We start from the raw sequence: 25,638 nt of genomic DNA, 5'->3' as shown, positions 1-25,638 counted from the left end.
ATTCAATCTTTCAAATCGGCAACTTTTATACTTTATCACTCTGAAGTTGATAAGTAAAGAAGTTTTTTTAAAAGTGTGTGACGCGTTTCAGCGACAAGTAATAATATATCACCTTGCAAACTATATTGCAATAGTTTTTCGAAATTTATTTTCAAAGTTTTTAATTCGTTAAATATACATGGTCCTCCTACCCTTTTCAATAAGAGAGAGGTAATTGTTGTTCCTACTTATATAGAAGTAAAGAGCCATGCAAATAATATTGCATGACTCTTTAAAGGCTTATTTCGTTGTGTGGCGCATTGTTGGGAATAATAGTACGTCACGGATAGATGGAGAGTTTGTTAATAACATAACTAAACGGTCGATACCGATACCTAAACCACCAGTTGGCGGCATACCGAATTCTAATGCTTCAATGAAGTCGTTATCCATTTCGTGCGCTTCGTCATTACCCGCTTCTTTTTCTGCCATTTGTGCTTCAAAACGCTCACGTTGATCGATAGGATCATTCAATTCCGTGAAGGCATTTGCATGTTCACGACGAACGATGAATAACTCAAAACGATCTGTAAAGCGTGGGTCTTCAGAGTTTTTCTTCGCTAATGGAGAAATTTCCACAGGGTGACCCGTAACAAATGTTGGTTGAACTAATGTTTCTTCGATTTTTTGCTCGAAGAATTCATTAATAATATGCCCTACTTCGTGGGAATCTTTAATTTCTACACCGTGTTCAGCAGCATGTTTGCGTGCCTCTTCGACAGTCATTGGAGCCCAGAAGTCTACACCTGTTGCCTCTTTAACTGCATCTACCATGTGAACACGTTTCCAGCCAACACCTAGTTCAATTGTATCTTCGCCGTATTGTACAGACGTAGAACCTAGAACTTCCTTAGCTACGTGTGCGATAAGGTTTTCCGTTAAGTCCATAATATCATTGTAATCTGCATATGCTTCATATAATTCAATCATCGTAAATTCTGGGTTGTGACGAGTTGAAATTCCTTCGTTACGGAATACACGACCGATTTCATATACTTTTTCTAAACCACCAACAATTAAACGTTTTAAATGTAGCTCAATTGCAATACGCATATAAAGTTCCATATCTAATGCGTTGTGGTGTGTAATGAACGGACGAGCCGCTGCTCCACCAGCAATTGTGTGCAACATTGGTGTTTCTACTTCTAAATAACCGTTGTTATCTAAGTAGTTACGGATTGCACGGATAATTTTAGAACGTAAAATGAAAGTTGCCTTTGACTCTTCATTCGTCATTAAGTCTACATAACGTTGACGGTAACGTTGTTCTACATCTGTTAACCCGTGGAATTTATCAGGTAGTGGGCGTAATGCTTTAGTTAGGAACGTGAATTCCGTTGCTTTAACAGAAAGTTCTCCTACTTGTGTGCGGAATACGTTTCCTTTTACCCCTACAATATCACCAAGGTCTGCTTTATTAAATAATTCGTAAGCTTCTTCACCGATTGCATCTTTACGTACATAAATTTGGATTTGACCTGCTAAGTCTTGGATATGCGCAAAACCAGCTTTACCTTTACCGCGCTTAGTCATGATACGTCCTGCGATTACAACTTCGCGAGGGTTTTCTTCTAATTGTTCTTTATCAAATTGATCGTTTTCTGCAACTACTTCATTTGATAAATGTGTGCGCTCAAAACGGCTACCGAATGGGTCCATACCGTTTTCGCGAATATCAGTCATCTTCTGGCGTCTCACCAAAAGTTGGTCGTTTAATTCTTCGATATTTGACACGTATTTCACTCCTTAATGTTTTTGCGCTCCAAAACGGCACAATAGTCCATAATGTTTCTATTGTACAGTATTTCGTTTTGTGATTCACCTGTTTCGAATTAATTAGAAATGTTTAATAATTCTGTTAAGTGAATGGCAGTATCTAGATAGCGAGATACTGGAAAGTCATTCCAAAGCTAGTCCCTTGCGCAGCGTAACACTAGAATAGATTACATAGTACTTACTTATAAAAAAGAAAGGCTATGTTAAAAGTTTATTCACTTTTAACATAGCCCCACCTATTAATAATATTATGGATCTCTGACTTAAGCTAACACTAATTCATCTTCATCGCGTTCTTCTACAACATTATTAAGAAGTGCACGTAGCTCTTGCTCAGTCTCCGCTAAATTAATGGCGTTACGGATTTTTCCGTTACCGCGAATTCCTTTTAAATACCACGAAGCATGTTTTCTCATTTCACGAACAGCAACTTTTTCACCTTTTAATGCTTTAAGTCGTTCAAAGTGCAACAGACATACATCCATTTTCTCACGCACAGACGGTTCCGGCATTAATTCACCCGATTCTAAATATTTTACCGTTTGGTACATCATCCATGGATTTCCTAATGCTGCGCGACCAATCATGACTGCATCGGCCTTCGTATGATCCAGAATCCGTTTTGCATCTGCTGGTGTTTCCACGTCTCCATTAGCAATGAATGGGATATTAATATTTTTCTTCACTTCTGCCAAGACGTCCCAGTTTGCTTTACCTTCATACATTTGAACACGAGTCCGCCCATGCATTGCAATCGCTGCTGCTCCTGCACGTTCTGCTGCTTGTGCATTTTCAACAGCAAATACACGCTCATCGTCCCATCCAATACGCATTTTTACTGAAACTGGCTTATCAACTGCATCCACTACAGCCGAAACCATTTCATAAATTTTATTCGGATCTAGCAACCATTTCGCGCCAGCTTCGCATTTAATAATTTTATTAACGGGGCAGCCCATATTAATATCGATAATATCCGCTGTTGTATTTTTATCTACGAATTTTGCTGCTTCTACTAAATTTTCTTTGTCTCCACCAAAAATTTGTAGTGTCATTGGATTTTCGCGTTCATCAATATAAAGCATATCCAACGTTTTTTTATTGCGAATATTTAATGCTTTGTCACTAATCATTTCCGCATATACTAAACCTGCACCAAACTCTTTCACTGTTAAACGGAAAGCCGAGTTACAAATCCCTGCCATCGGGGCAAGTACGACACGATTATCCATTATAATATCACCAATTTGGAAAGGCTTTTGGTCAATGTTTGACACCTGTTGTTCCCCCCGCACTAGGTTATTCACCTTTTAATTCTTGAATATCTATTTGTAATACATCCGCGATTTTTTGGAACTGTTCTTCAGAGGGGATTTTTTCGCCTCGTTCAATACGTCCCAAAATCGTAACAGACATACTAATCTGTTTTGCAAATTCGGTTTGCTGAATACGTTTTAGCTTTCGAAAGGCACGAATTCTTCGACCGTAGCGATTTTCTTCCACAGCTTGACGCCCTCTTTCTCTATGTCGAGTGCTAGTAGTGCTTTTTGCACGGATACTAGCATACCACATTTTTGCGTCATAATCTCCTCAAGCGGCACTAATACAAACGCACGTTCGAACATGCGAGGATGTGGGACAATTAAATTTTCTGTTTCATATTTTTCATTATTGTATAACAAAATATCAAGATCTATAATTCGGGGACCCCATCGGAATTCGCGTACACGCCCTAAATCATTCTCGATCTTTTGACATTGTGCAAGCAGCTCAAAAGCATTTAGGCTTGTTTCAACGGCGACCGCAATATTTAAAAAATCTGCCTGTTCCGTAAATCCGACCGCTGCTGTCTCATAGATTGAAGAAATGGCTGTAACTGTTATTTCCTTATGTGAAAGGAGCAGCTTTACTGCGTCTTGCAGGTTTTGCTCACGTTCCCCGATATTTGTTCCAATGGATAAATAGGCTGTTGTCATATAAATTGCCCTCGTACAATTTCAACTGCGACTTCTTTATAATGACCTGGAATTGGAGGATCAGGCTTAATCACTTCCACACGACAACCGAAAATTTGTCCTTCGTATTGTGTTAAAATGCGTGTAGCAATCGTTTCGGCAACCGCCTCAATTAATTTATACGGTTTACCTTCCAATACTTCTTTACATATATCATAAACTCCTACATAGCTTACAGTGTCATCCAGCTCATCTGTTTCACCGGCACGCTTCATATCAACAGCAAGCGATACATTGGCACGAAAGCGTTGACCTAATACGTTTTCTTCCGGCAACACACCATGATAACCAAAAAACTGCATCTCTCTTAAATGAATATAATCCATTACAATCTCCTTAATGTCTCGGTGCTAATTCACCTTGTACTTCAAACTTTCCAACAAGCGCATCCATCATTTTCACAGTCCGCGCCACTTCTTTTACATCATGTACCCGCATAATATGACAACCCTTCTGTACACCGAATGCACAAGTTGCAGCTGTTCCTTCTACACGTTCATCAACAGGTAAATCCAATACCGAACCGATCATACGCTTTCGGGAAGTCGCCAGTAACACGGGATAACCCAATGCAACAAGCTCATCTAAACGCTGCATTGTCTCGATACTTTCACTTAAGCTTTTCACAAACCCTATACCTGGATCAAGAAAAATATGTTCATCGCGAACACCGGCTTCTTTGGCAATTTCAATACTTTCATGCATATCTGCCATATAATCATTGAAAAAGTTATTATACTGATTATTTTCTCTATTATGCATTAAAATAATCGGTACATTTAGCTCTGCCGCCACTTTCGCCATTTCCGGTTCTGCTTTTGCTCCCCAAATATCATTAATGATATGGGCGCCTGCTTCAATTGCTGCACGTGCAACGTTCGATTTATACGTATCAATCGAAATGATCGCTTGTACTTCTTTTAACAGCGCCTGGATTACTGGGACAACACGCGCAATTTCTTCTTCATCGGATATCCGTGTATAGCCGGGACGTGTGGATTCTCCACCAACATCAATAATTTTCGCACCATCTGCTACCATCTTTTTCGCTTGCGCAACTGCTTTTTCAACCGAATTAAACTTCCCGCCATCCGAAAAAGAGTCTGGTGTCACATTTAATATTCCCATAACGAATGTTTCTTTCGTAAAATCCAATTCAATTCCATTTAGTGTAAGTGTTTTATAATTTTCTAACATGACTTTCTCCTAAGTGCATAACAATTTTTTGTAAATAAGCCGTATGAAGCTTTTTATAAAGCCTGCCTTCACTTCCAGCAAAACGAATCTTTCCAATATGTGAAATCGGTACAAGCTCCTGCACCGCTGTCGTAACAAAACATTCGTCCGCCTGCTCTAATTCCCATGCCATAAAACTGCCTTCCCTAACCGGAATCGCAAGCTCTTTAGCAAGACGGATAACAATTGCTCGTGTGATGCCTGGCAAAATACCCAACCTTGTGGAAGGCGTATACAGTATATCATCTTTAATCCAGAATATATTCGATGTAATGCCCTCTGCTACTACCCCGTTTTTATCGGTAAAAAAGCCTTCTTGGTTGGCTAGACTAGCTAATTCCAGACGTGCACGGACATTATTACCATAATGGTGACTTTTATAGCGTGTTTGTTGTTCGGGAGAATTACGCGCAGTTGTCAGCCAAACTGCCTCTTTTTCAGTCCCGCGCATCATTTTAGGCAGCTCTTTGCGAAACAGAATGATTGTCGGCTCCGTATATTCGGACGGAGCAAGACCAATTGGATGTACACCTGCTGATACATTTAAGCGAAAATACCCTTCGTTACCGTCCTGAGCATTAAGGTTTTCGATTACTTCCTCTATATCTTGAATAGTATATGGAAAATGAATACGGTATTCTTTCAATGCTTCTATTAAGCGACTGAAATGTTCTTGTAAGTACACAGCTTTTCCCTCATATGTACGAAACGTCTCGAAAAATCCAAGCCCATACAAAAACCCATGATCAAAAGGGGAGATTTTCAACTCATGTTCATCGATATACTGTCCATTCATCCAACAAAGCATTGATCCCCACTCCTTCTAACAATATGTTTCGATAAATGTACGTAAAAGTTGTTTACCATCTTCAGTCATAATGGATTCCGGATGATATTGAACCCCTTCAATTGGATACTTTTTATGACGCAGCCCCATTATTTCGCCTTCTTCTGTCCAAGCTGTCACTTCTAAACAATCCGGTAAAGTTGTCGGTTCCACAATCAATGAATGATAGCGTGTCGCAGCAAATGGATTGGCGTTTTTCCTATGTAGACCAATGCCTTTATGAAGTACAGGAGATGTTTTCCCGTGCATCAGTCGCTCTGCCCGAACGACATCTCCACCAAAAACCTGGGCAATTGCTTGATGGCCTAAGCACACTCCTAAAATCGGAAGCTTTCCAACAAAATGTTCAATAATACGAAGGCTTTGACCAGCTTCATTTGGTGTACATGGCCCTGGTGATATAACTACCATTATCGGCTGAAGCTCTTCAATTTCCTCTATCGTTATGTCATCATTACGCTTTACTACTAACTCATGCCCGAACTCCCCAAAATATTGCACTAAGTTATACGTAAATGAATCATAGTTATCAATCATTAAAATCATTTGCTCACCTCTTCTGCCATTGCCTTTGCTTGCCACATCGCTTTTGCTTTATTCATCGATTCGATAAATTCGTTTTCTGGAATCGAATCGATGACAATTCCCGCCCCTGCTTGTATGTACACAATTCCATCTTGTATATAGGCTGTACGAATCACAATATTTAATTCTAAATCACCTGTATAGCCAATCCAGCCAATTGATCCAGTATAAAGGCCGCGGCGAACAGGCTCAAGCTCTTCAATAATTTCCATCGTTCGAATTTTAGGTGCACCCGTTATCGTACCACCAGGGAACATTGCGCGAATGACATCTGCATTCGTTTTCCCCTCAGCAATTTCTCCACGTACATTCGACACAATATGCATTACATGGGAGTAATGCTCAATAACCATAAATTCATTAACTTCCACCGTTCCATACTTGCTTACCCGTCCTAGATCATTACGTTCTAAATCGACAAGCATCACATGTTCGGCACGTTCTTTTTCATGTTGAATCAATTCGTTAGCCAACGCCAAATCCTGTTCTTCTGATTCTCCACGCGGACGCGTCCCTGCAATAGGTCTTGTTGATAATTCATTGCCTTTACGCTTCACAAGCAATTCAGGCGAACCGCTTACAATCGTAAAATGCTCACTTTCAATATACGCCATATAGGGAGAAGGGTTAAATGAACGAACCGCCTCATACATTGTGATCGGTGCAGCAGAAAGTTTTTTTGCCTGACGTACAGACAAATTCACTTGGAATACATCACCCTGACTAATATAATGTTGAATTTTACGTACGGCCGCTTCAAAAGCGGCTCCCTTAAATGATACTTGTAATTCCGTTTCATCTTGCTGGATGTTTTTCGCTGTTTCCTGATTGAAATGGCGTTTCTCTAGCCCAACTACGGCTTTTTCCTGCCAATTTGTCTGCCATGCCTGTAGATCTATTTCACATGTAGGAAACTTCATAAGTGTCACTTCATTAGTTTTTACGTTATGTACAGCCCAATGATCAAATAAATAAAAATAAATGTCTGGTATTTGTAGATCATCTTCTGCCTCAAGTGGAAGCACTTCAATGGTACGAGCGTAGTCATAGGAAATAAACCCGATTGCGCCACCTTGGAAATCTGGCAATTGCGAATTCACTTCAAGCTTGTATTCAGAAATTACTTGTTCTAATTCGGCTAGTGCTTCCCCTGTCTTCAACTCAATATTTCCATTTGCCCAAGTCAGTTCAAGTCCTTGTTCTACAGATTTGGCACTAGCAATTGGATGCCATGCTGCAATCGAATAATGCCCTCCACGTCCACTTTCTAAAAATACACGTTGCTTTTCAGCCATTGACTGCTCTTGAAAACTATAGAAAAATTCATCTTTAGTCATTTGAAATGTATGATATTCTAGTTGTTGCATCTATTTACACCCGCTTTATTCTTTTCCTTAATTAAACTCGAAAACACTCTAAAAATCCAATTTTATCTTAGAGTAAACTAAGAAAAAGCTATTTTACGAGTGTTAGCCCATAAAATAGCTTTAGAGAATGACTTATTGGTTTTAATTAGTCTTCAAATTGATATAAAGGTGTTGATAAATAGCGCTCACCATTTGATGGGATGATTGCTAATACGTTTTTGCCTTTACCTAAACGTTTTGCTGTTTCTATCGCTGCATAAATAGCTGCACCTGAAGAAATACCTGCTAAAATACCTTCTTCACGCGCTACTTTACGTGCATTTTCAAATGCAATTTCATTTTCTACCGGGAATACTGAATCATATATTTCTGTATTTAATACGTCCGGAACGAAACCTGCACCAATACCTTGAATTTTATGTGGTCCAGGGTTACCACCTGAAAGAACTGGTGAATCTTTAGGCTCAACAGCAATAATTTCGATATCTGGGAATTTATTTTTCAATACTTCGCCTGCACCCGTAATTGTACCACCAGTACCTACACCAGCGACAAAGGCATCCAGCTTTAAGCCATCTTGCTCAAATGCTTCTGCAATTTCAGGACCTGTTGTTAAACGGTGAATTTCTGCGTTAGCTTCGTTTTTAAATTGTTGTGGTAAGAAGTAGCCTTCTGATTTTGATAACTCCTCCGCCTTTGCAATTGCACCTTTCATTCCTTCTGGACCAGGTGTTAATACTAGATCAGCTCCATATGCACGTAATAGGTTACGACGCTCTAAAGACATTGTCTCTGGCATTACTAAAATTGACTTATAACCTTTTGCTGCTGCAATCATTGCTAAACCAATACCTGTATTACCTGAAGTTGGTTCAATAATTGTACCGCCTGGCTTTAAAGAGCCATCCTTTTCAGCCGCTTCAATCATCGCTAAAGCTAAACGGTCTTTTACTGAAGATCCCGGGTTAAAGTATTCTAATTTTACGTATACCGTTCCGTCATTTTCACCTGTAGCATTATTTAACTTTACGATTGGTGTACGTCCTACTAAATCTGCCACCGAATTTGCTAATTTACTCATCTAATCCATCCCTCTCTCAATCCCTACAAAGTCAATAGGTTTTACTTAATCGTATCTTATCAATTTTTTATACTACTTGTCAATTGCTTGGATCGTAATTTTTGGAAAATTTCTGACTATTTTACTGAATTTTTCGTTTAGTTTAAAAATGGCTGTATTAGAAGCAGCGCATACTAATACAACCATTTATTATGTTTTATTTTATTTTTTCGATTCTCCATAAATCCAAGTAGCATTAAACTCTTTCCAGAAGGTTTCCGGTGTAATCGAAGGTGGTAGTTGTTCCAATGCCAGCTGACGCTTCACATGCCCTGTCACCTGATCAAAGCTAAAGGACTGCCCTTCCATCTTTTCTGTAACCGTAGCAATCGCATATCGGCCATCACTTAACACAAAAGGCTTAGAAGTCTCTTTTTCCTTAAGTTTCTCCACTTCTTGTAAAACGGCTGGGTCGAGTGTCGATTGACTGGATGTAATAAAACCAATATCGCCGCCTAAACTCGCCGAGGCTGCATCCACTGAATGCTCACGTGCTAAAACCGTAAAATCAGAGCCACTTTTCAGCTCTTTTTCCACTCGCTCCGCATCTTCCTTAGAGTTCACGATAATCATACTAGTTCGATAGGTCGTCGGAATATTATAGAGTGACTTGTTATCGTCGTAATATTTTTTTGCCTCTTCCTCTTCTACAACAACATCATTTGTTAATACTTTATCTAAGATGAGCTGAGCACGCACTTTTTGACGGAGTTGCTCTGGGGAGAGGCTATGTAGAGTTGTATCATTTGAATCTTGTGCCGAACGCAATAAAGCGATTTCTAAATCGATTTCTTCGTCTTTGACATCGATTTTATATTTTTTAGCGGCCTTCTCCATCACCGCTTCATTCACTAAACCTTGTAAAGTTTCTTTTCCATAACGATTTTCCATCGCGGATAACCATTGTTGGCTTGTAATAGGCTCTCCGTCAACGGCAGCAATTTCCTCGCTGCCGTCTTGAGATGCTGGAGATGTCGCATCATCTGAAGGGAGTAGCCATAATACTAGCCAAAATAAATTTCCGATTAACAAAATAAGCAATAAAAGTAACGTTGGTTTTGTTTTTAAGCGTCGTTGTGTGTACGGTAAATTATTTGGTGTGTTTTGTGGTGTTTGGTGTAAATTACGATTACGATTGGATTTCATTCACAAAGCCTTCAAGTTCATTTTTGTCGAATTGATATTTCTCTAAACAGAAATGACATTGCGCTTCTGCTCCACCATCTTCGTCAATCATTTCTTGAATCTCACCGACACCTAGACTGATAATTGCCGCACCAAAACGCTCTTTTGAACATTGACATTGAAACTGCACAGGCATTGATGTAAGAATTTGAACATTCCCCTCACCTAATACCGCATCTAAAATCTGCTCAGGTGAATAGCCTTTTTCAATCATTTTTGAAACAGGCTCAATGGATGACAAACGTCGTTCAATCTCTTCGATTGTTTCCTCATTACAGCCTGGCATTAATTGAATGATAAAGCCACCTGCAGCTAAAATTGTATTATCCGGATTTACTAATACGCCTAAACCTACTGATGAAGGTACCTGTTCAGATGAAGCGAAATAGTATGTGAAGTCTTCAGCGATTTCGCCGGAAACAATTGGTGTTTGACCTGAGAACATATCACGTAAACCTAAATCTTTTACGACTGTTAGTGCACCTTCTGTACCGACACCTGCACGAACATCTAGTTTCCCATGTTCATTTAATTCAAAATGAACATGCGGATTCGTAACAAACCCTCGCACATCTCCTTTTGCATCTGCATCAATTACCATTGGACCAATTGGACCGTTACCTTCGATTTTTATCGTAACTTTATCATCACCTTTTAACATCGCCCCCATCATTACTGATGCTGTCATCGAACGACCTAAAGCAGCAGATACGATTGGCCATGTATTATGACGACGTTGTGCTTCTCCTACAGTCTCTGTTGTATTAGTTGCAAATGCACGAACCTGTCCGTCAAAAGCAATTGCTCTTACTAAGTAGTCTTTCATATTGAAATTCCTCTTTTCTACTGATTTCTTTTATAAATAATCGCTAATCCCTTTAAGGTAAGGAATGAATCGACAATATCAATCATTTGTGTTTCATCGGCAATTAGTTTTGCTAGTCCACCTGTGGCAATAACCATTGGCTCCTCTTTACTTTGATCCTTCATACGACTTACAATGCCCTCCACTTGTCCGATAAAACCGTAAAATACACCTGCTTGCATTGCGGCAATCGTATTCTTCCCCACAACCTGCGATGCTCGGGCAATTTCAAAGCGGGGTAATTTTGCTGCCCGTACATTTAACGCTTCTACAGAAATCGCAATTCCGGGTGCAATGGCGCCTCCTAAATAATCCCCACGCTCATTTATAAAGCAGTACGTGATAGCTGTTCCAAAATCGATAATAATTAAAGGTCTGCCACCATATTGCTCTAAGGCCGCAACAGCATTAACAATACGGTCAGCCCCCACTTCACGTGGATTTTCATACTTTATATTCAAGCCGGTTTTTACACCTGGTCCAACAATTAAAGGCTGGGTATGGAAATATTTTTTGCACATTAATTCAAGTGCAAACATTATAGGCGGCACAACTGAGGATATAATAATCCCCTTTATTTGTTCAAATGAAATGCCTTCATGAGCAAAAAACGCCTTAAATTGCATCGCATATTCATCTTCTGTCTTCCGTATATTTGTTTCTGTCCGCCAATGATGTATGAGTTTATCATGATGATAAATACCTAAAGTAATATTGGAGTTTCCTGCATTCATCACTAAAATCAAAAGCGACACCTACTTTTCATGTTCTGAAAAAAATCATACCATATTTGGTCATTCACTATACAGTATTCCGTTTTTTCCTTTATTAGTTTAATCATAAAAAACCGGAAGAAAAAACTGACTATCTCCTTTTCCTAGGAAATAGTCAGTTTGCTTATATTACTTTGGACGGTCTTCATCAATGCCTTGTGGGCGATCATCCGACACATCTTTCGGTAAATCTTCTACAGTTGGAGGCGTTTTATCACCTTGTACCTCTTCATTAATTGAAGCATTGCCTGCCGTTTCAATTGTTGGCGTTACTTCTTTTTCTGTTTGAGGCTCTGATTCTACTACCTCTTCTTCAGGAGGCAGTACACCATGGTCACGTAAATGTTCGATTTGCTGTGCATTTAACGTTTCAATTTTAATTAACGTATTTGCAATTAAATCAAGCAAGTCACGACGCTCTGTTAAAATACGTTTTGTACGAGCATATTGCTCATCGACAATACGTTGAACTTCTTTATCAATTTCATATGCTACTGTATCTGAGTAGTTTTGGTCTGAGCCGAAATCACGTCCTAAGAACGGATTACCACCTTGGTTTGAGCCATACTGAACAGCACCTAAACTATTGCTCATCCCATACTCTGTTACCATCGCACGTGCAATGCTCGTTACTTTTTGGAAGTCATTATGTGCACCTGTTGATACTTCACCAAGTACGATTTCTTCCGCAACACGTCCACCTAAAAGACCAGCAATACGGTCAAGTAACTCTTGCTTTGTCGTAAAGAAGCGCTCTTCTTTCGGTAACATAATTGCATAACCACCCGCTTGACCGCGTGGAACAATTGTTACTTTATGAACAGTATCTGCTTCATCTAATTCTAACCCAACAACAACGTGACCCGCTTCATGGAAGGCAACAAGCTTTTTCTCTTTTGGAGAATAAACGCGGCTTGCTTTTGCCGGACCAGCGATAACGCGGTCCGATGCTTCATCAATATCAGCCATCGTGATTGTTTTTCTGTTTTTACGAGCTGCAACAAGGGCACCTTCGTTTAATAAGTTTTCTAAATCAGCACCTGAGAATCCTGGTGTACGCTGTGCAACGGCCGCTAAATCAACTGTATCCGCTAATGGCTTATTGCGTGCATGTACTTTTAGAATTGCTTCACGGCCTTTTACGTCTGGGTGACCAACCGTAATTTGACGGTCAAAACGACCAGGACGTAATAATGCTTTATCTAGGATGTCTGGGCGGTTTGTCGCAGCGATAATGATAATCCCTTCGTTTGCACCGAAACCATCCATTTCAACTAATAATTGGTTTAATGTTTGTTCACGCTCATCGTGACCGCCACCAAGACCCGCACCACGTTGACGACCTACTGCATCAATCTCATCAATGAAAATGATACATGGTGCATTTTTCTTCGCGTTTTCGAACAAGTCACGAACACGAGATGCACCGACACCGACGAACATTTCTACGAAGTCAGAACCTGAAATCGAGAAGAATGGTACACCAGCTTCACCTGCTACCGCACGTGCAAGTAATGTTTTACCCGTACCTGGAGGACCTACAAGTAGAATCCCTTTAGGAATACGTGCACCGATATCAGTAAATTTACGGTGATCTTTTAGGAAGTCGACTACTTCGACAAGCTCTTGTTTCTCTTCATCGGCACCTGCTACGTCGTTGAAGCGAACTTTTTTCTTTTGGTCATCATAAAGCTTAGCTTTAGATTTACCAAAGTTCATCACCTTATTACCGCCACCTTGAGATTGGCTTAATAAGAAGAAGAATAAAATGATAATGATAACAAATGGAATAATGCTCGTAAGGAATGTTACGAACCCGCTTGTTTGCGGTTGTTCTAAAATTTCCACTCCTGGATATTCACCGTTTGCAACTTGATCTTGCATCTGCATAATACGGTCTACAGAAGTTTGGTCATTTTGTAAAACGTTTACTGTGAAAGTCTCGCCTTCTTCAGCACCGTTCATTTGACCTACGATTTTGTACACGCCTCGCTCAGGCTGTATTGTAATAGAGGCAACCTCATTACTTTCTAAAGCCTCAAAAAATGCGTGATAATCAAGATTTTCAGTTGTCTGTTTTCCACCATTAAATGTTCCAAAAATCCCGATAATTACGAGAAAAATTAGTAAATAAAATATGGTGTATCGAAATATTCGATTCATCCCCAGCCTCCTCACAACGTTACAGAAAAACTATAAGTAAAATCTTAACATACGTTGAAATTTTCATACAACGAAAAGCACTCTAATTTTAAATGTTCAAACGAATTATGACAAAACCCGCTCTTTTTATCGATTATGCCAATAAAAAACAGCATTTGTATCGACTTTAATACCCATTAAAATGAATAAACTTCACGTTTTAAAATTCCGATATATGGTAAGTTACGATATTTTTCCGCATAATCTAAACCGTAACCAACTACAAATCCGTCTGGAACTTCGAAGCCAACAACATCTGCTTCTAAATTTACTTTGCGTCCAGATGGCTTATCTAGCAATGTAACAATTTTTATTGATTTTGCTTTACGGTACTTAAATAAATCGACTAAATAGCTCAAAGTTAATCCGCTGTCGATGATGTCTTCAATAATAATGACATCGCGACCTTCTACACTCGTATTTAAGTCTTTGACAATTTTTACTTCCCCTGATGAAACTGTTGCATTACCGTATGAAGTAACGTCCATAAAATCCAACTCAACATACGAATCAAAACGCTTCATTAAATCTGTCATAAAAGGCATAGCACCTTTTAATACACCAACTGCCAATGGGAAAAGTTCTTTATATTCCTCTGTCAGTTCTGCACCAAGTTCTTTAATACGCTCTTGAATTTGTTCTTCTGTAATCATAATTTTTTCAATATCATTTTGAATCATGAGTAGATTCCTCCTTTAATTAATTAAACTTTCTAAAGACGTTCATTGCTGTCGACAAGAAGCACCATTGAATGCACTGTCGATTTTACATTAGAAAATTTATTGTTTACGCGCACAGCTAATATGGAGAGCAACTCATCATTAGCATCTACTAACAACGGCCAACTAGCTCTTTTTAAGAAAGGAATCTTGTCATCAATAAAAATGCGAGATACTTTTTTCTGGTGCTGCATGCCATGTAGCGCAATACGATCCCCTTGTTTTGGAGACCTTATGAATAATGGAAATGATACAGATGACGCTTCGAAAAAATGTGGATGATATTGTTGTAATAGAGTATCATCACATAACGCAAGTTCTCCGATATAAATGCGCATCGTCCCAAGCATGTACCACTCATTCAAAACGATTTGTTGTTTTTCCATCAAAAAGCTCTTCTTTTTAGTTTCAAATACAACTTCATCGTATTGTCGCCGGGCAATAAAATTCTCTGGTAAATCAAGTGTACGACTTCCTTCAGACGTTGAAAACAACGCCAAAACCGTCGTACAAAGTACATAGCTTTGAAACGTTTTTGAATCGTTATAAAGATAACTTAATAGTATTAAAACGAGCCTTCTTTGTAAAGCAAGTGGTTCTTTTTGAAATGCGGAAACATTCACTTTGTAATAATTTTTGTCAAATTTATTAAAAAGCTCAGAAAAACGCACTTTTGCAAGGTCCATTAAATACGAATCATCTTCTGTAAGTTGTTGTGCGATTTGTACGGCATGTTGGGACACGAGGGGATTTTCTTCTTTTAAAATTGGCACGACATGATGACGAAATCGATTGCGGGTATAATCATTCTTTGCGTTGCTTGGATCTTCACGGTATAAAATGCTTTTACTATGTAAATATTCCCCAATTTCATGTTTTGTAACCATTAAAAACGGACGAATTACCGTATAATCATAAAATTTTCGAAGCGGTAAAATTCCTTTTAATCCATTTAATGAACTCGCTTTCGTCAGGGCCATTAACATGGATTCCAATTGATCGTCTGCATGATGGGCCGTTACTAGTTTTGTGCATTTGTGTGCATCCATGACCTCTTCAAAATAACGATAGCGCTCTTGACGGCAAATTACCTGCATATTACCTCCGTCTCTTTGCTGAATTTCTGCAATAGGAATAGCACAGCTGTAAAAAGGGATTCCCCAAGTTTTACACGTCTGTTCCACAAATTTGCAATCCTCAGCCGATTGCTCGCCGCGTAACATATGATCGACATGGGCTACGGCGAGCTCGATTTGAAAGTAGCTTTGAAAATGGTGAAAAAAAGAAAGAAGCGCCATCGAATCAACGCCTCCTGAACAAGCAATTAATAGTTTTTCACCATCTTCTATAAGCTGATGCTCTTTTATAAAAGCTAAAACACGATGTTCTAAACTGTGCATTTTTTCACCTCATAACCCGTTCAATGTTTGATTGTTGGTCGAAATACTTGCCATGGCTTTGTTACATGTTGCAGACGGAACAGCATAACCGTACAGTCGTCCGCAATTGGGTACATTTGTTTGAATTGAGTCATTACATCATATAGTACAACTTGGATAGAGGCTCCTTTTTCGATTCCTTGACGAATCAAACGGATAAATAATTGTTCTTGAGCATCCCATTGTGCGGATGGTGAAAACAATCCATCCGAAATCATTAAAATAACATCCTCTGATAATAATGGGGTCATTTCAGTGTCGATCGCGAAATTCGGTAAAAAGCCAATTGGTGCACTTGTACTCTCTATTTTAAATAAATCTGGTCCTCTCAACACGTAAGTTGTCATGCCGCCTGCTTTCCAGCACCATAAATGACCGAACTGTAAATCAACCAAGGCAAAATCCATCGTAGCATACATATCCGAATCATTTTTTAATGACATAACGTAATGCATCGTATGCATAGCCGTTTCAGGATCCATGTTATACGTTATACAATCTTGCATCATTTGAATTAAACGTTCACTTTCTTCGTGTGCCCTCACATTCGTTCCCATACCATCTGATAGCATAACTGCCATTAATCCCGGGTGAATCGGAAATACCCGGTAGGAATCTCCGGAAATCGTATGGTGCGCATGTGAATACGTATATATATCATACTCCAATTGATAACGGATTGCCGAGCGAAACTTTATTTGTCTATAAAAAATAGGCGATTGTTGTTCATAAATCGATTCGCCTTTCAGTGGTTCATGAAGCAAATCGAACAATTGCTGTTCTAGCTGCTGAATCACAACGTGTGCATCTCGCTGGTCTGCAATATAACAAATAAATTCACGATCCCCTATTTCTGTTTTTAACCACTGGATGTGCAGACAATGGATATCACGTTCATTTAAATATTGCTGAATATCACCGTCTACTTCTGTTGAGCCGACATCTAACTGGTGACTGCTTAAAAGTTTTTCAAAATGACTGCTTAAGTCACGCAGCTGTAAAGCAATCATCTTTTTACCATGATAATACTCACGTTCCATATGTTCTTTTTGCATAGCCGACTCCAACTCTTCTAGCAGCTTAGAAGACTTTATACACTTTCCTTTAAGTTGCTCCTCAACACGCATCCATGCAACAGGTTTTGGACTCCTTTTTGCTAATCTCCAAGCATTGATCGTCTCTTCCATTTCTCTATTTTTCCCCCAGCATTGTTCATATTTAAAACAGCTAGAGCAAATTAAAAACGGCTCTACTTTCTTTTCATTTTTTGTTGATGGTTGTGTAAAACGCTCAAAAACAAGTTCCTTCATGAATGACACAAAGTGCTGAAATTGCTTGAGCTGGACTTCCACTACTTCATTGCGATTCACTTGAACGATACTGACCGTTTGCTGCTTATAATACATTTGACAGTAGGAGAGCACATTTTTCGGTACTAATAAAAATCCAATTGCTCCTGTTAACATCGATAAAAAATAAACACTGTCTATCGGTAATGTCGCATCATAGAAAAAGAAAAAGATACTTGGGAGCAAGCTAAACAATGCTACAATATAACGCCCTTGATTTTGTACTAATGCTGCCACCAAACCTGTACAAGCATACAAAATCATCATACCCGTGAAGGATAAATTGGCGAGTCCCATAAAGAACCCAAGAGATAACGAAAAGATTACAGTAGCCCCTACTGTCGAAGTATAGGCAACGAGGCAAATTAGAAAGTGAAGTAAAATAAGCGGTAATGAAAAGTAAAGTAGAGTCATGCTTTGCATACCTACCATTACCCCCGCCAAAATGATCATGATTGCCGTGATTTTGTCCCTTGTCCATTCAATATGACCTGCTTCGTTAGTCTGTAATGTCAGAAGTCGAATAAAAAATAACATGGAAACGGAGAAAAAGCATTCATAAATAATATAGAATAATACCATGATAGACGGTGTACCACTATGCAGCATCATTTGCCACAATAATTGTACGATGACAATGCTGCTTGCCAGCAAAATATATGGAGATAGTTTCAAAAACTTAAATCTTACGAGACATTCCATGAAAAGCAATTGTACTAAAACAATAGCAACTTGCCCAAAACCAAGGAAGCAAGTTCCGATTATCCCTCCTAGTAATACACTCTTTTGAAAAGCAGCAAACCGGGTCCGTATAATAAGCCAGAAAGGTAGAAACAATGGAACAACTGCTTCAAAAAAAACAGCCTGAGCAAAACAAAAGGCTAGAAAGACTATAGCACTTGATATTATCATTTTTGATTTTTCTTTATATAATAATAGGCTTAAATTAAATGTTTGAAACTCATTTTGATTGTTTAATGTCACCATTTTTACTATCACCTTTTCTTTTTATCGCTATTATACAAATGCTTGAAAAGTGAATTTTGTCTGTTTGTAGGACTGCTTATAAAAAATTGTTCGACGGATTTTTTAAGGGAATATGCACGTTTTTAACTTAATTTCTAATCAAAATACAAAAAAATAATTATTACCCATTTTCCCATCCATAAAGGCCTCAAAATTTAGCGGAAATTGTTGTTGACACTTATTACAACGCATTGTATTATTAGTTCTGTTGTTAATTTTGGCGGTGTAGCTCAGTTGGCTAGAGCACTCGGTTCATACCCGAAAGGTCGTGGGTTCGACTCCCTCTGCCGCCACCATTTTTAGGCCCGTTGGTCAAGTGGTTAAGACACCGCCCTTTCACGGCGGTAACACGGGTTCGAATCCCGTACGGGTCATCTTAAGGGCTGTTTAGGAAAACATTATTTCCTAGGCGGCTTTTTTCTATTTTGGGATTTCATAACAATCTTTTTGCTTTATACTTTATAATGTTGAAGTAAGAGGAGGCGTTTTCTTTGGTACAAAACTTTACATACTTGGCTTTTCTTTGTGGTGTGAGCATGCTTTTAGTTGTTGGAGGCGTTATTTTAACCAACTTGCCTCTCCCTCTACAAATTATAATGATTGCAGTTGGTCTTGTTGGAGGGATCTTCTGTTTTATTACACTCATCCGCTTGCTAATAAAACATAATGCAGAAAGAGAATAGCTTATACGTATAGGGCTTTACGCGGTAGCATAGCTTTGCGTTGAGTTTACTGCGGAGCCGGAATATTTATACAAAGAAAGGCAGTGTTAAAAGTCAATTTGACTTTTAACACTGCCTTATCTTTCATCTATTCGACACTTTTTCTACGTTCAAACAGCCAGCAAAATTATCCTCTGCGAGCTCCACGGCCACCGCGTTTAGACTCAGTTGCACGCTTTAGTGTAGTTAAACGCTCATCGCTATCTTTTAAGAAACGCGCCATCTTCTGTTCAAAGTTCTCTTTTGGTTGACGATCATTACGATCGTTAGAACGGTTGTTTTCGCGACGAGGACGCTGTGGACGCTCTGGTCGCTCAGCTTGAGGCTTTGCTTTACGAATAGAAAGACCAATCTTTCCATCCGCTTCAACATTCATCACTTTAACTTCGACTTCATCGCCTACTTTAAGATGCTCGTTAATATCTTTTACGTAGTTATCTGCCACTTCACTAATGTGAACTAAACCTGTTTTCCCATCTGGAAGCTCAACGAATGCGCCAAAATTTGTGATGCCTGTTACCTTACCTTGTACTTTGCTGCCTACTTCAATTGACATAAAAAAAATGCTCCTCCTTAAATTTTAAGAGACTCTTCGATTGAAAAGCCATTTATCAATTATAATGAAACTTTTGTTCAATAGCTTCTTCTCTAATTATAGCTAACATAAAAAGAGTGTCAACAAGACACTCTAACTAGAGGCAAATAATACCAAGTATTTTATGACAAAATGAACATAATGATTGGTTTTTTTATTTAATTTTCAAAGTAGCAGTCCTTCTTAAACAATTGTAACCAACAACCGTTAAAACGCTTTCTAATCATCATCTTCTTCATCATTAGCTTTTTCGGATTTGTTAGGGATAGTAAAAATAATTTCGCCTTCATCGGAAAGGAAAAACTCTTTCCGTGCCAACTTAGCAATATATTCATCGTCTTCCAGTTTTGCTATTTGCAAGTTTAAAAGCTCTTGTTTGTGTAATGCTTCATCTAGTAGTGCAGTAGCAGCAACTTTTGCTTCCTCTTTCGCAGCGAGACGTTCATGTTGAACCATATTTGCCTTAACTAATAAAACAATTGCTACCGTTGCAAGAATGAAAAATACAGCGATTCTTCTTCGACGTCTAACAGCTATTTTTGCTTTAATTTGAGCTCGAGCTTGCGGATTTGATCGGACATAGTCGTTATTTAACGGCTGTACATTCTGATTATGTAGCTCTTCTTGCACATTTCTTCTTCCCATTCCCGTCGCCTCCCTCACTATAACTATTCGTTCTAATTATACAAATTCCCTACTGCGTTTTAAAGTTTTTTAACAAATATTTCCTAAATAATTTGATAAATGGATTACATAGAAAAATAATTATTGTTTTTAATAACCTTATAATACTTACTATGACTTTGGCAACTACATGTCCTATAAATAAAATGGGCCTGATAAATATATTGATGAATACCCTTCCGAGGAAACGTATGCTATTTTGAAAAACGACTTCATAAGCTGCAATTCCAGCTATTTGGGCAAGTGGGTCCACAAATCTCCATTGCCCTCCTTTTACTAAAAATAACAGATAAAACGTACTAACCCCTAATATCAACCAAACGTGCCATTCTAAAAGCCATGTGATCCGTCTAATATTTTTAAGGGGGATACGATTTAAATTAATTCTTATACAGTCAATGATGGCACCTACAGCTAGTCCACTTATAAACATGACGAGGATGCTTACAAGTTGCGCACTCATCATCATCCAAACAATTTATGAAGGAAACTTTTTGACAAACCATTCTCGCTTTCATCGTATTGGAATGCCTTTACTTCCCCTTCCAACGTTAGCAATCCTTTATCGACATCCAAATGTACGATGCGCAGCTCTTCTCCACGTATTAGTAAGTGGCCTTGTGATGTATTTACGTAGAATTCTTCCTGATCAAACCGTTCAATACTTTTTACAGAAGTCATGTCCATACGCTTTCTATTGCGTACCGTCACTAAGTGATCCCCAGATGAAATGGTATAACGACTACTTTCTTGATGAATAGTCAATGCAAGTCCCCCTTTGAGCTTATAGTTGTACACTATATGCAACAATTAAAAAAAGCATGACTCAAAAAGATGGTCATGCTCTCTTCATTATTCTTCATCATCAATAAATTCTGGTTCAACCTGCTCAAGACGCTCTTCTTTTACAATAGTAAACATTTTTAAAGCATCTTCTTTTTTTACATTTTCACGCAATTCCTCAACACGTGCGGTTACAATTTTTTGACCGAAACGTATCGCTAGCTCATCGCCAACTTTTACTGTGCTGCTTGCCTTGGCTACTTTACCATTAATCATAATACGACCTTGTACTGCAACTTCTTTTGCTAATGTACGACGTTTAATTAATCGCGAAACTTTTAAAAATTTGTCTAAACGCATAAAATTACTCCCCTTTTTCTAATTGTTTGGCTTCATTCCAAAACGCATCTAATTGTTCTAAAGTAAAGTCATTAAATGCTTTTCCACTATTTTTCACACTTTGTTCAACAAAATGAAAACGACGGGCGAACTTCTCATTTGCATGAAGCATTGCTTCTTCCGGTGAAATTTTATAGAAACGGGCGATATTAACAAGTGTGAACAATACATCTCCAAACTCATCTGTTCGACTAATTGCTGAACCTTGTTTAATTTCATCGCGGAATTCTTGCCATTCTTCGGTAAACTTCTCCCACGCAAATTCGGCATTCGGCCAATCAAATCCGACTGTAGCTGCTTTTTTCTGATAGTTGTATGATGTCTGGAGTGATGAATAAGGACTATATTCATTTTCTAAAAGGGACTCATGTGCTGTATCGGCCTTTTCTTGTTTTTTTATCTCTTGCCAATTGACCATAACCGTCTCGGCATCTTCTGCTATGCCATCACCAAATACATGAGGATGACGACGGATCATTTTTTCACTGACCGTTGCCAGTACTTCCTCCAATGTAAAATAACCATTATCTTCACCAATCTGTGCATGTAAAAATACTTGTAAAAGTACATCTCCCAACTCTTCTACCATCGCAAAATCATCTTCTGCATCCACTGCCGCCAAAAACTCATGTGCTTCTTCCAATAAGTATTTTTTTAAAGATTCATGTGTTTGTTTTTGATCCCAAGGGCAGCCATTTGGACCGCGCAATGTCGCAATGATTTGACGGAATGTCGTCCAATCGCGCAGTGCATCTTCATCGGAGGTAACAGGTGGTACATAAACTGTCGTTAAGTTATTAATTTCAGCCGCCTGATCGAGCTCATACAGTGGAACTGTGCGCAGCTGCTCCTGTGATGATCCAGCTGCCGTTACAATCGTTACTGGGTAGTCATCTCGGTATTTCTCCATTAACGTCAACTTCACCTCAGAAGCGCTGAATGAATCGTATACTTGCGCAATTAAAATATGTTGTCGCATATTGATATCATGTTGCGACATGCTCGTCCCATCCAATAACTGAAACCCTTCAATAGGGTCAATCTTTAAAGCTCCAAAGATAGGATCTAAAAAGCTTTGCCCACCTTCAATAATCAGCTGAATACGCCCTTCACGGTCAGCTTCAATTAAATGCTGCACTGTCTGTTCCGCTACAAGGGGATGACCAGGAACCGCATACATAATATCTTCCTGTGCAGCCGCTTCAATTAAACGCTCTGCAATTTCCTCATAAACCGGACCAAACGAACCATGCTTGACGTACACTTCATCAAAGCTCGTAAATTCAATTCCTTCTCGCTTTAAATCCTGTAAAACAGGATGGTCCTCTGTGCGAACATATAACTTTTTAGCAGATTTAATTTTTTTATAAACACCCATTTGCATTTGTTCAAAATCGGCCGCACCTAAACCGATGACTGTTAATTGATTCAATATAAACACCTACTTCTTTCGATTTAACAATAGCTGATATGCGGCCATTCTTCTACCGAGCGGGATTAAAAACCAATCCTTTTCCGTTAATACACGCATTTTCGCCACTGCTGTTATAAAACTAAAAGCACCCAACCCCACGAGCAGCACACTATAAATGAGTGCATCAACCCGACTCAGCATAGTTGGAAACACGAAATCCAAGCCAAAAATAGTACCATTTACAACAATAGCCATAATGATGGAGGCCAGTGCCAACCTTTTATAAAACTGAAAACCGGCGAAACGAATTGACGTCAGTTTTTTTAAATAAACAATTAAGGCAATGGCAGTAAAAATCAGTCCGATGTTGCTTGCCATTGCTGCTCCTAAAATTCCAAGTTTCGGAACGAAATAGGCATTCCCTAAATACTTCAGTATAATGCCCATTCCTAAACAGATCGCCGGAAATTTTAATTTACTATATCCTTGAAGGATTGCCGTAAATGTCAAAATAATTGATAGTGGCACAATTTGAAACGAATAAAGCTTTAGTACTTCCGAATATGCATCTGTCATAAACAGCATTTGGTTGATATATGGCATGACTAATATTAATCCAAGTGCTGATGCCACTCCGAATAATAATGAACTTCGATATGTCAACTGAATGAATGGCTTTTCACCACGGCCGTTCGACTTGTGCGCCTTCAATGCTACAAGCGGCACAATGGCTAACGATAATGAGGTAGCAATAACGATACCAAGTTGAACAAGTGGTTGTCCTCGATCGTATATCCCTTTTATTTCCATAGCTTGTTCTGAAGCCACCCCTGATTGGATGAGCATTTTAAAGATTGTAAAGGAGTCGACAAGTTGGAAGCATAATAATAACAGGGCACTCATGCTGATCGCGATGCTATATAGCGTTACTTCTTTTAAAATTGGCCAAATCTTTATTTTTATAGCGGTTTTGCCTAAAGGCTTATATGACCGTTTTAAAAAATATAAGAGGAGCACAATACCGGCAACTTCCCCAATGACTGTTCCGAGCATCGCGATTTTTCCCGCTGAATAAACCGATTGAGTATATTGTATTAAAATAATCGTACCAATTAAAATAATCGATACTCGAATCGTCTGTTCAAAAACTTGTGCATAGGCTACCGGCTGCATATGGCTATTAGCTTGAAAGTTACCTTTTAAAATGGCCAGAAGCGGCATGCATAATGTAATAAATGAACCGACCTTCAGTAATCCTGCTAACTGCGGATCCTCCATTAAATTTGCCAATGGTTGCGCTCCAAAAAACAATAGACAAAAAAATAGCAGGGATAACGCTGTTAAGTAATAAAAGATAACCCGTGACACTGATCTTTTATATTCAGAGGTACCCCCATTTCCTTCAATATCCGCAAGCATTTTTGAGATTGCAACGGCAAATCCACTAGATGTCCAAACAACAAAAAATGAGATAAATGGATACACTTGCTGATAGACGTAAAATCCTTGATCCCCTACTAAGTTTTGATAAGGAACACGGTATACAGCACTTAATACTTTTACTATGAGTGCTGCAACTGTTAAGAGAAGAGCACCCTTCATATAATTTTTCATACCAAATCTTTGCGAAGTCATTCTATTTCCTTCCTCTATTTCATACAATGTACTAATTATATCATGAAAAACCACTCATATTTTTAGACGTTAAAGGTAATCACTACTTTTAGCGTTTGGCAAACAAATAAAAAAACGCCCATCTTTATGGACGTTTTTAAGTAATTTTAGTTTTCCATTTGTTTTGCTAGGAAGTTTGCTGCCGTTTCAGCTGTCTTTTGCTCGGTTTCACCGATAAAGTGTGCTCTTGATATTAAATAGATCGCACCAATCGGATCTCCATTCGCAATAATAGGAACGATGCAATACGATTTCACTTGTTCATACTGTCCTGCTACAAGTTCAATCGACATTTCTAACTTTTCACTAGCAATTGACCGATTTTTAATAATATCTTCTGCAAAAACCGTTAACCGTCTTGCGACATAATCCTTTTTGGAAACGCCCGCAACGGCAATTACCTCATCTCGGTCACTTATTAATGTTGGCGTACCTAATGTTTCAAATAGTGATTCCGCATATTGTTGTGCAAATTCACCTAGATCATTAATTGGTGAGTATTTTTTTAAAATGACTTCACCTTCACGATCCGTATAAATTTCCAAAGGGTCGCCCTCACGAATACGAAGAGTTCTTCTAATTTCTTTTGGGATAACAACACGACCTAAATCATCGATGCGGCGAACTATTCCTGTTGCTTTCATCGTTTATGTTCCCTCACTTTCACATCATTTAACAGCATGATGCAACTAGTATGGTATGAAAAACTTGAAACTATGCATAAATGTAACAGTAAAAAAACAAAAAATTACCTTAAGTCCCTTTGAATAACTGGGCTTTATGGCCCGATTTTCAATAAGAGGCATAGGAAATTACAACGCTTT

The 25,638-nt window shown here is 38.7% G+C and carries 26 protein-coding genes and 2 tRNA genes; 3 read left to right on the top strand and 25 right to left on the bottom strand.

What is annotated here, in order from left to right; genetic code table 11:
* Window positions 1-279: 279 nt before the first annotated feature.
* From lysS to NYE67_RS00445, 17 genes are all read right to left on the bottom strand, one after another.
* Entirely contained in the window at window positions 280-1,782 is a 1,503-nt protein-coding gene (lysS, locus tag NYE67_RS00525) for a lysine--tRNA ligase (RefSeq protein ID WP_340726628.1), read from the bottom strand.
* 296 nt (window positions 1,783-2,078) lie between these two features.
* The gene (gene dusB, locus NYE67_RS00520; RefSeq protein ID WP_340726627.1) at window positions 2,079-3,092 is read right to left on the bottom strand and encodes a tRNA dihydrouridine synthase DusB; all 1,014 of its coding nucleotides are present in this window, start codon (window positions 3,090-3,092) and stop codon (window positions 2,079-2,081) included.
* Window positions 3,093-3,114: 22 nt separating this feature from the next.
* On the bottom strand, window positions 3,115-3,318 hold the full coding sequence (locus NYE67_RS00515; protein WP_340726626.1) for a helix-turn-helix domain-containing protein: 204 nt from the start codon (window positions 3,316-3,318) through the stop codon (window positions 3,115-3,117).
* On the bottom strand, window positions 3,270-3,791 hold the full coding sequence (folK, locus tag NYE67_RS00510; RefSeq protein WP_340728877.1) for a 2-amino-4-hydroxy-6-hydroxymethyldihydropteridine diphosphokinase: 522 nt from the start codon (window positions 3,789-3,791) through the stop codon (window positions 3,270-3,272). The genes NYE67_RS00515 and folK overlap by 49 nt, the downstream gene beginning before the upstream one ends.
* Window positions 3,788-4,156 carry a dihydroneopterin aldolase gene (gene folB, locus NYE67_RS00505; protein ID WP_340726624.1) on the bottom strand — a complete coding sequence of 123 codons (369 nt, stop codon included), beginning with the start codon at window positions 4,154-4,156 and terminating at the stop codon, window positions 3,788-3,790. Before folB ends, folK begins: the two co-directional genes overlap by 4 nt.
* 10 nt (window positions 4,157-4,166) lie before the next feature.
* Window positions 4,167-5,027, bottom strand: a complete 861-nt coding sequence (gene folP / locus NYE67_RS00500) for a dihydropteroate synthase (RefSeq protein WP_340728876.1) — start codon at window positions 5,025-5,027, stop codon at window positions 4,167-4,169.
* Window positions 5,011-5,874, bottom strand: a complete 864-nt coding sequence (gene pabC / locus NYE67_RS00495) for an aminodeoxychorismate lyase (RefSeq protein WP_340728875.1) — start codon at window positions 5,872-5,874, stop codon at window positions 5,011-5,013. The genes folP and pabC overlap by 17 nt, the downstream gene beginning before the upstream one ends.
* A gap of 15 nt (window positions 5,875-5,889) precedes the next feature.
* On the bottom strand, window positions 5,890-6,459 hold the full coding sequence (gene pabA / locus NYE67_RS00490; RefSeq protein ID WP_340728874.1) for an aminodeoxychorismate/anthranilate synthase component II: 570 nt from the start codon (window positions 6,457-6,459) through the stop codon (window positions 5,890-5,892).
* Window positions 6,456-7,865: an anthranilate synthase component I family protein gene (locus tag NYE67_RS00485; protein ID WP_340728873.1), complete on the bottom strand. Its 1,410-nt coding sequence runs from the start codon at window positions 7,863-7,865 to the stop codon at window positions 6,456-6,458. The genes pabA and NYE67_RS00485 overlap by 4 nt, the downstream gene beginning before the upstream one ends.
* Window positions 7,866-8,010: 145 nt before the next feature.
* A complete protein-coding gene (gene cysK, locus NYE67_RS00480; protein WP_191705313.1) occupies window positions 8,011-8,946 on the bottom strand; it encodes a cysteine synthase A in 936 nt (311 codons plus the stop codon).
* A 201-nt stretch (window positions 8,947-9,147) separates the two neighbouring features.
* Window positions 9,148-10,131: a peptidyl-prolyl cis-trans isomerase gene (locus NYE67_RS00475; protein ID WP_340726618.1), complete on the bottom strand. Its 984-nt coding sequence runs from the start codon at window positions 10,129-10,131 to the stop codon at window positions 9,148-9,150.
* On the bottom strand, window positions 10,115-10,996 hold the full coding sequence (gene hslO / locus NYE67_RS00470) for an Hsp33 family molecular chaperone HslO (protein WP_340726617.1): 882 nt from the start codon (window positions 10,994-10,996) through the stop codon (window positions 10,115-10,117). Before hslO ends, NYE67_RS00475 begins: the two co-directional genes overlap by 17 nt.
* A 17-nt stretch (window positions 10,997-11,013) precedes the next feature.
* Window positions 11,014-11,781 (bottom strand): type III pantothenate kinase, encoded by a 768-nt coding sequence (locus tag NYE67_RS00465; protein ID WP_340726616.1) that lies wholly within the window; start codon window positions 11,779-11,781, stop codon window positions 11,014-11,016.
* Window positions 11,782-11,937: 156 nt separating this feature from the next.
* Window positions 11,938-13,971: an ATP-dependent zinc metalloprotease FtsH gene (gene ftsH / locus NYE67_RS00460; RefSeq protein WP_340726615.1), complete on the bottom strand. Its 2,034-nt coding sequence runs from the start codon at window positions 13,969-13,971 to the stop codon at window positions 11,938-11,940.
* Window positions 13,972-14,147: 176 nt separating this feature from the next.
* Window positions 14,148-14,690, bottom strand: a complete 543-nt coding sequence (hpt, locus tag NYE67_RS00455; RefSeq protein ID WP_191701710.1) for a hypoxanthine phosphoribosyltransferase — start codon at window positions 14,688-14,690, stop codon at window positions 14,148-14,150.
* A 32-nt stretch (window positions 14,691-14,722) separates the two neighbouring features.
* Window positions 14,723-16,129, bottom strand: coding sequence for a tRNA lysidine(34) synthetase TilS (tilS, locus tag NYE67_RS00450; RefSeq protein WP_340726614.1), 1,407 nt, complete (start codon window positions 16,127-16,129; stop codon window positions 14,723-14,725).
* Window positions 16,130-16,149: 20 nt separating this feature from the next.
* Entirely contained in the window at window positions 16,150-18,504 is a 2,355-nt protein-coding gene (locus tag NYE67_RS00445) for a SpoIIE family protein phosphatase (protein WP_340726613.1), read from the bottom strand.
* A gap of 258 nt (window positions 18,505-18,762) precedes the next feature.
* Here NYE67_RS00445 and NYE67_RS00440 point away from each other — a divergent pair.
* From NYE67_RS00440 to NYE67_RS00430, 3 genes are all read left to right on the top strand, one after another.
* Window positions 18,763-18,839 (top strand) — tRNA-Met (locus NYE67_RS00440).
* A 6-nt stretch (window positions 18,840-18,845) separates the two neighbouring features.
* Window positions 18,846-18,917, top strand: a tRNA-Glu gene (locus tag NYE67_RS00435).
* 117 nt (window positions 18,918-19,034) lie between these two features.
* Complete coding sequence (locus NYE67_RS00430; protein ID WP_191701713.1) at window positions 19,035-19,226, top strand: sodium:potassium antiporter; 192 nt, start codon at window positions 19,035-19,037, stop codon at window positions 19,224-19,226.
* A gap of 166 nt (window positions 19,227-19,392) precedes the next feature.
* Here NYE67_RS00430 and NYE67_RS00425 read toward each other — a convergent pair whose 3' ends face one another.
* The 8 genes from NYE67_RS00425 to spoVT all read right to left on the bottom strand — a co-directional run bounded on the left by NYE67_RS00425 (window position 19,393) and on the right by spoVT (window position 25,458).
* Window positions 19,393-19,821: a S1 domain-containing RNA-binding protein gene (locus tag NYE67_RS00425; protein WP_008408265.1), complete on the bottom strand. Its 429-nt coding sequence runs from the start codon at window positions 19,819-19,821 to the stop codon at window positions 19,393-19,395.
* Window positions 19,822-20,079: 258 nt separating this feature from the next.
* Window positions 20,080-20,505, bottom strand: coding sequence for an FtsB family cell division protein (locus NYE67_RS00420; RefSeq protein WP_340726611.1), 426 nt, complete (start codon window positions 20,503-20,505; stop codon window positions 20,080-20,082).
* A 49-nt stretch (window positions 20,506-20,554) separates the two neighbouring features.
* Entirely contained in the window at window positions 20,555-21,007 is a 453-nt protein-coding gene (yabQ, locus tag NYE67_RS20755) for a spore cortex biosynthesis protein YabQ (RefSeq protein ID WP_445682991.1), read from the bottom strand.
* A gap of 2 nt (window positions 21,008-21,009) precedes the next feature.
* On the bottom strand, window positions 21,010-21,309 hold the full coding sequence (yabP, locus tag NYE67_RS00415; protein ID WP_191701716.1) for a sporulation protein YabP: 300 nt from the start codon (window positions 21,307-21,309) through the stop codon (window positions 21,010-21,012).
* 87 nt (window positions 21,310-21,396) lie between these two features.
* A complete protein-coding gene (locus NYE67_RS00410) occupies window positions 21,397-21,687 on the bottom strand; it encodes an RNA-binding S4 domain-containing protein (protein ID WP_191701717.1) in 291 nt (96 codons plus the stop codon).
* A 4-nt stretch (window positions 21,688-21,691) separates the two neighbouring features.
* The gene (gene mazG / locus NYE67_RS00405) at window positions 21,692-23,158 is read right to left on the bottom strand and encodes a nucleoside triphosphate pyrophosphohydrolase (RefSeq protein WP_340726610.1); all 1,467 of its coding nucleotides are present in this window, start codon (window positions 23,156-23,158) and stop codon (window positions 21,692-21,694) included.
* 9 nt (window positions 23,159-23,167) lie between these two features.
* Window positions 23,168-24,775 (bottom strand): putative polysaccharide biosynthesis protein, encoded by a 1,608-nt coding sequence (locus tag NYE67_RS00400; RefSeq protein ID WP_340726609.1) that lies wholly within the window; start codon window positions 24,773-24,775, stop codon window positions 23,168-23,170.
* A gap of 146 nt (window positions 24,776-24,921) precedes the next feature.
* The gene (gene spoVT, locus NYE67_RS00395) at window positions 24,922-25,458 is read right to left on the bottom strand and encodes a stage V sporulation protein T (RefSeq protein WP_191701720.1); all 537 of its coding nucleotides are present in this window, start codon (window positions 25,456-25,458) and stop codon (window positions 24,922-24,924) included.
* Window positions 25,459-25,638: the final 180 nt, after the last annotated feature.

The organism is Solibacillus sp. FSL W8-0474 (assembly GCF_038004065.1).
GTDB classification, from domain to species: domain Bacteria; phylum Bacillota; class Bacilli; order Bacillales_A; family Planococcaceae; genus Solibacillus; species Solibacillus faecavium.
The sequence above is the reverse complement of the archived record's forward strand: the minus strand, read 5'-3'. Positions and strand labels throughout refer to the sequence as shown.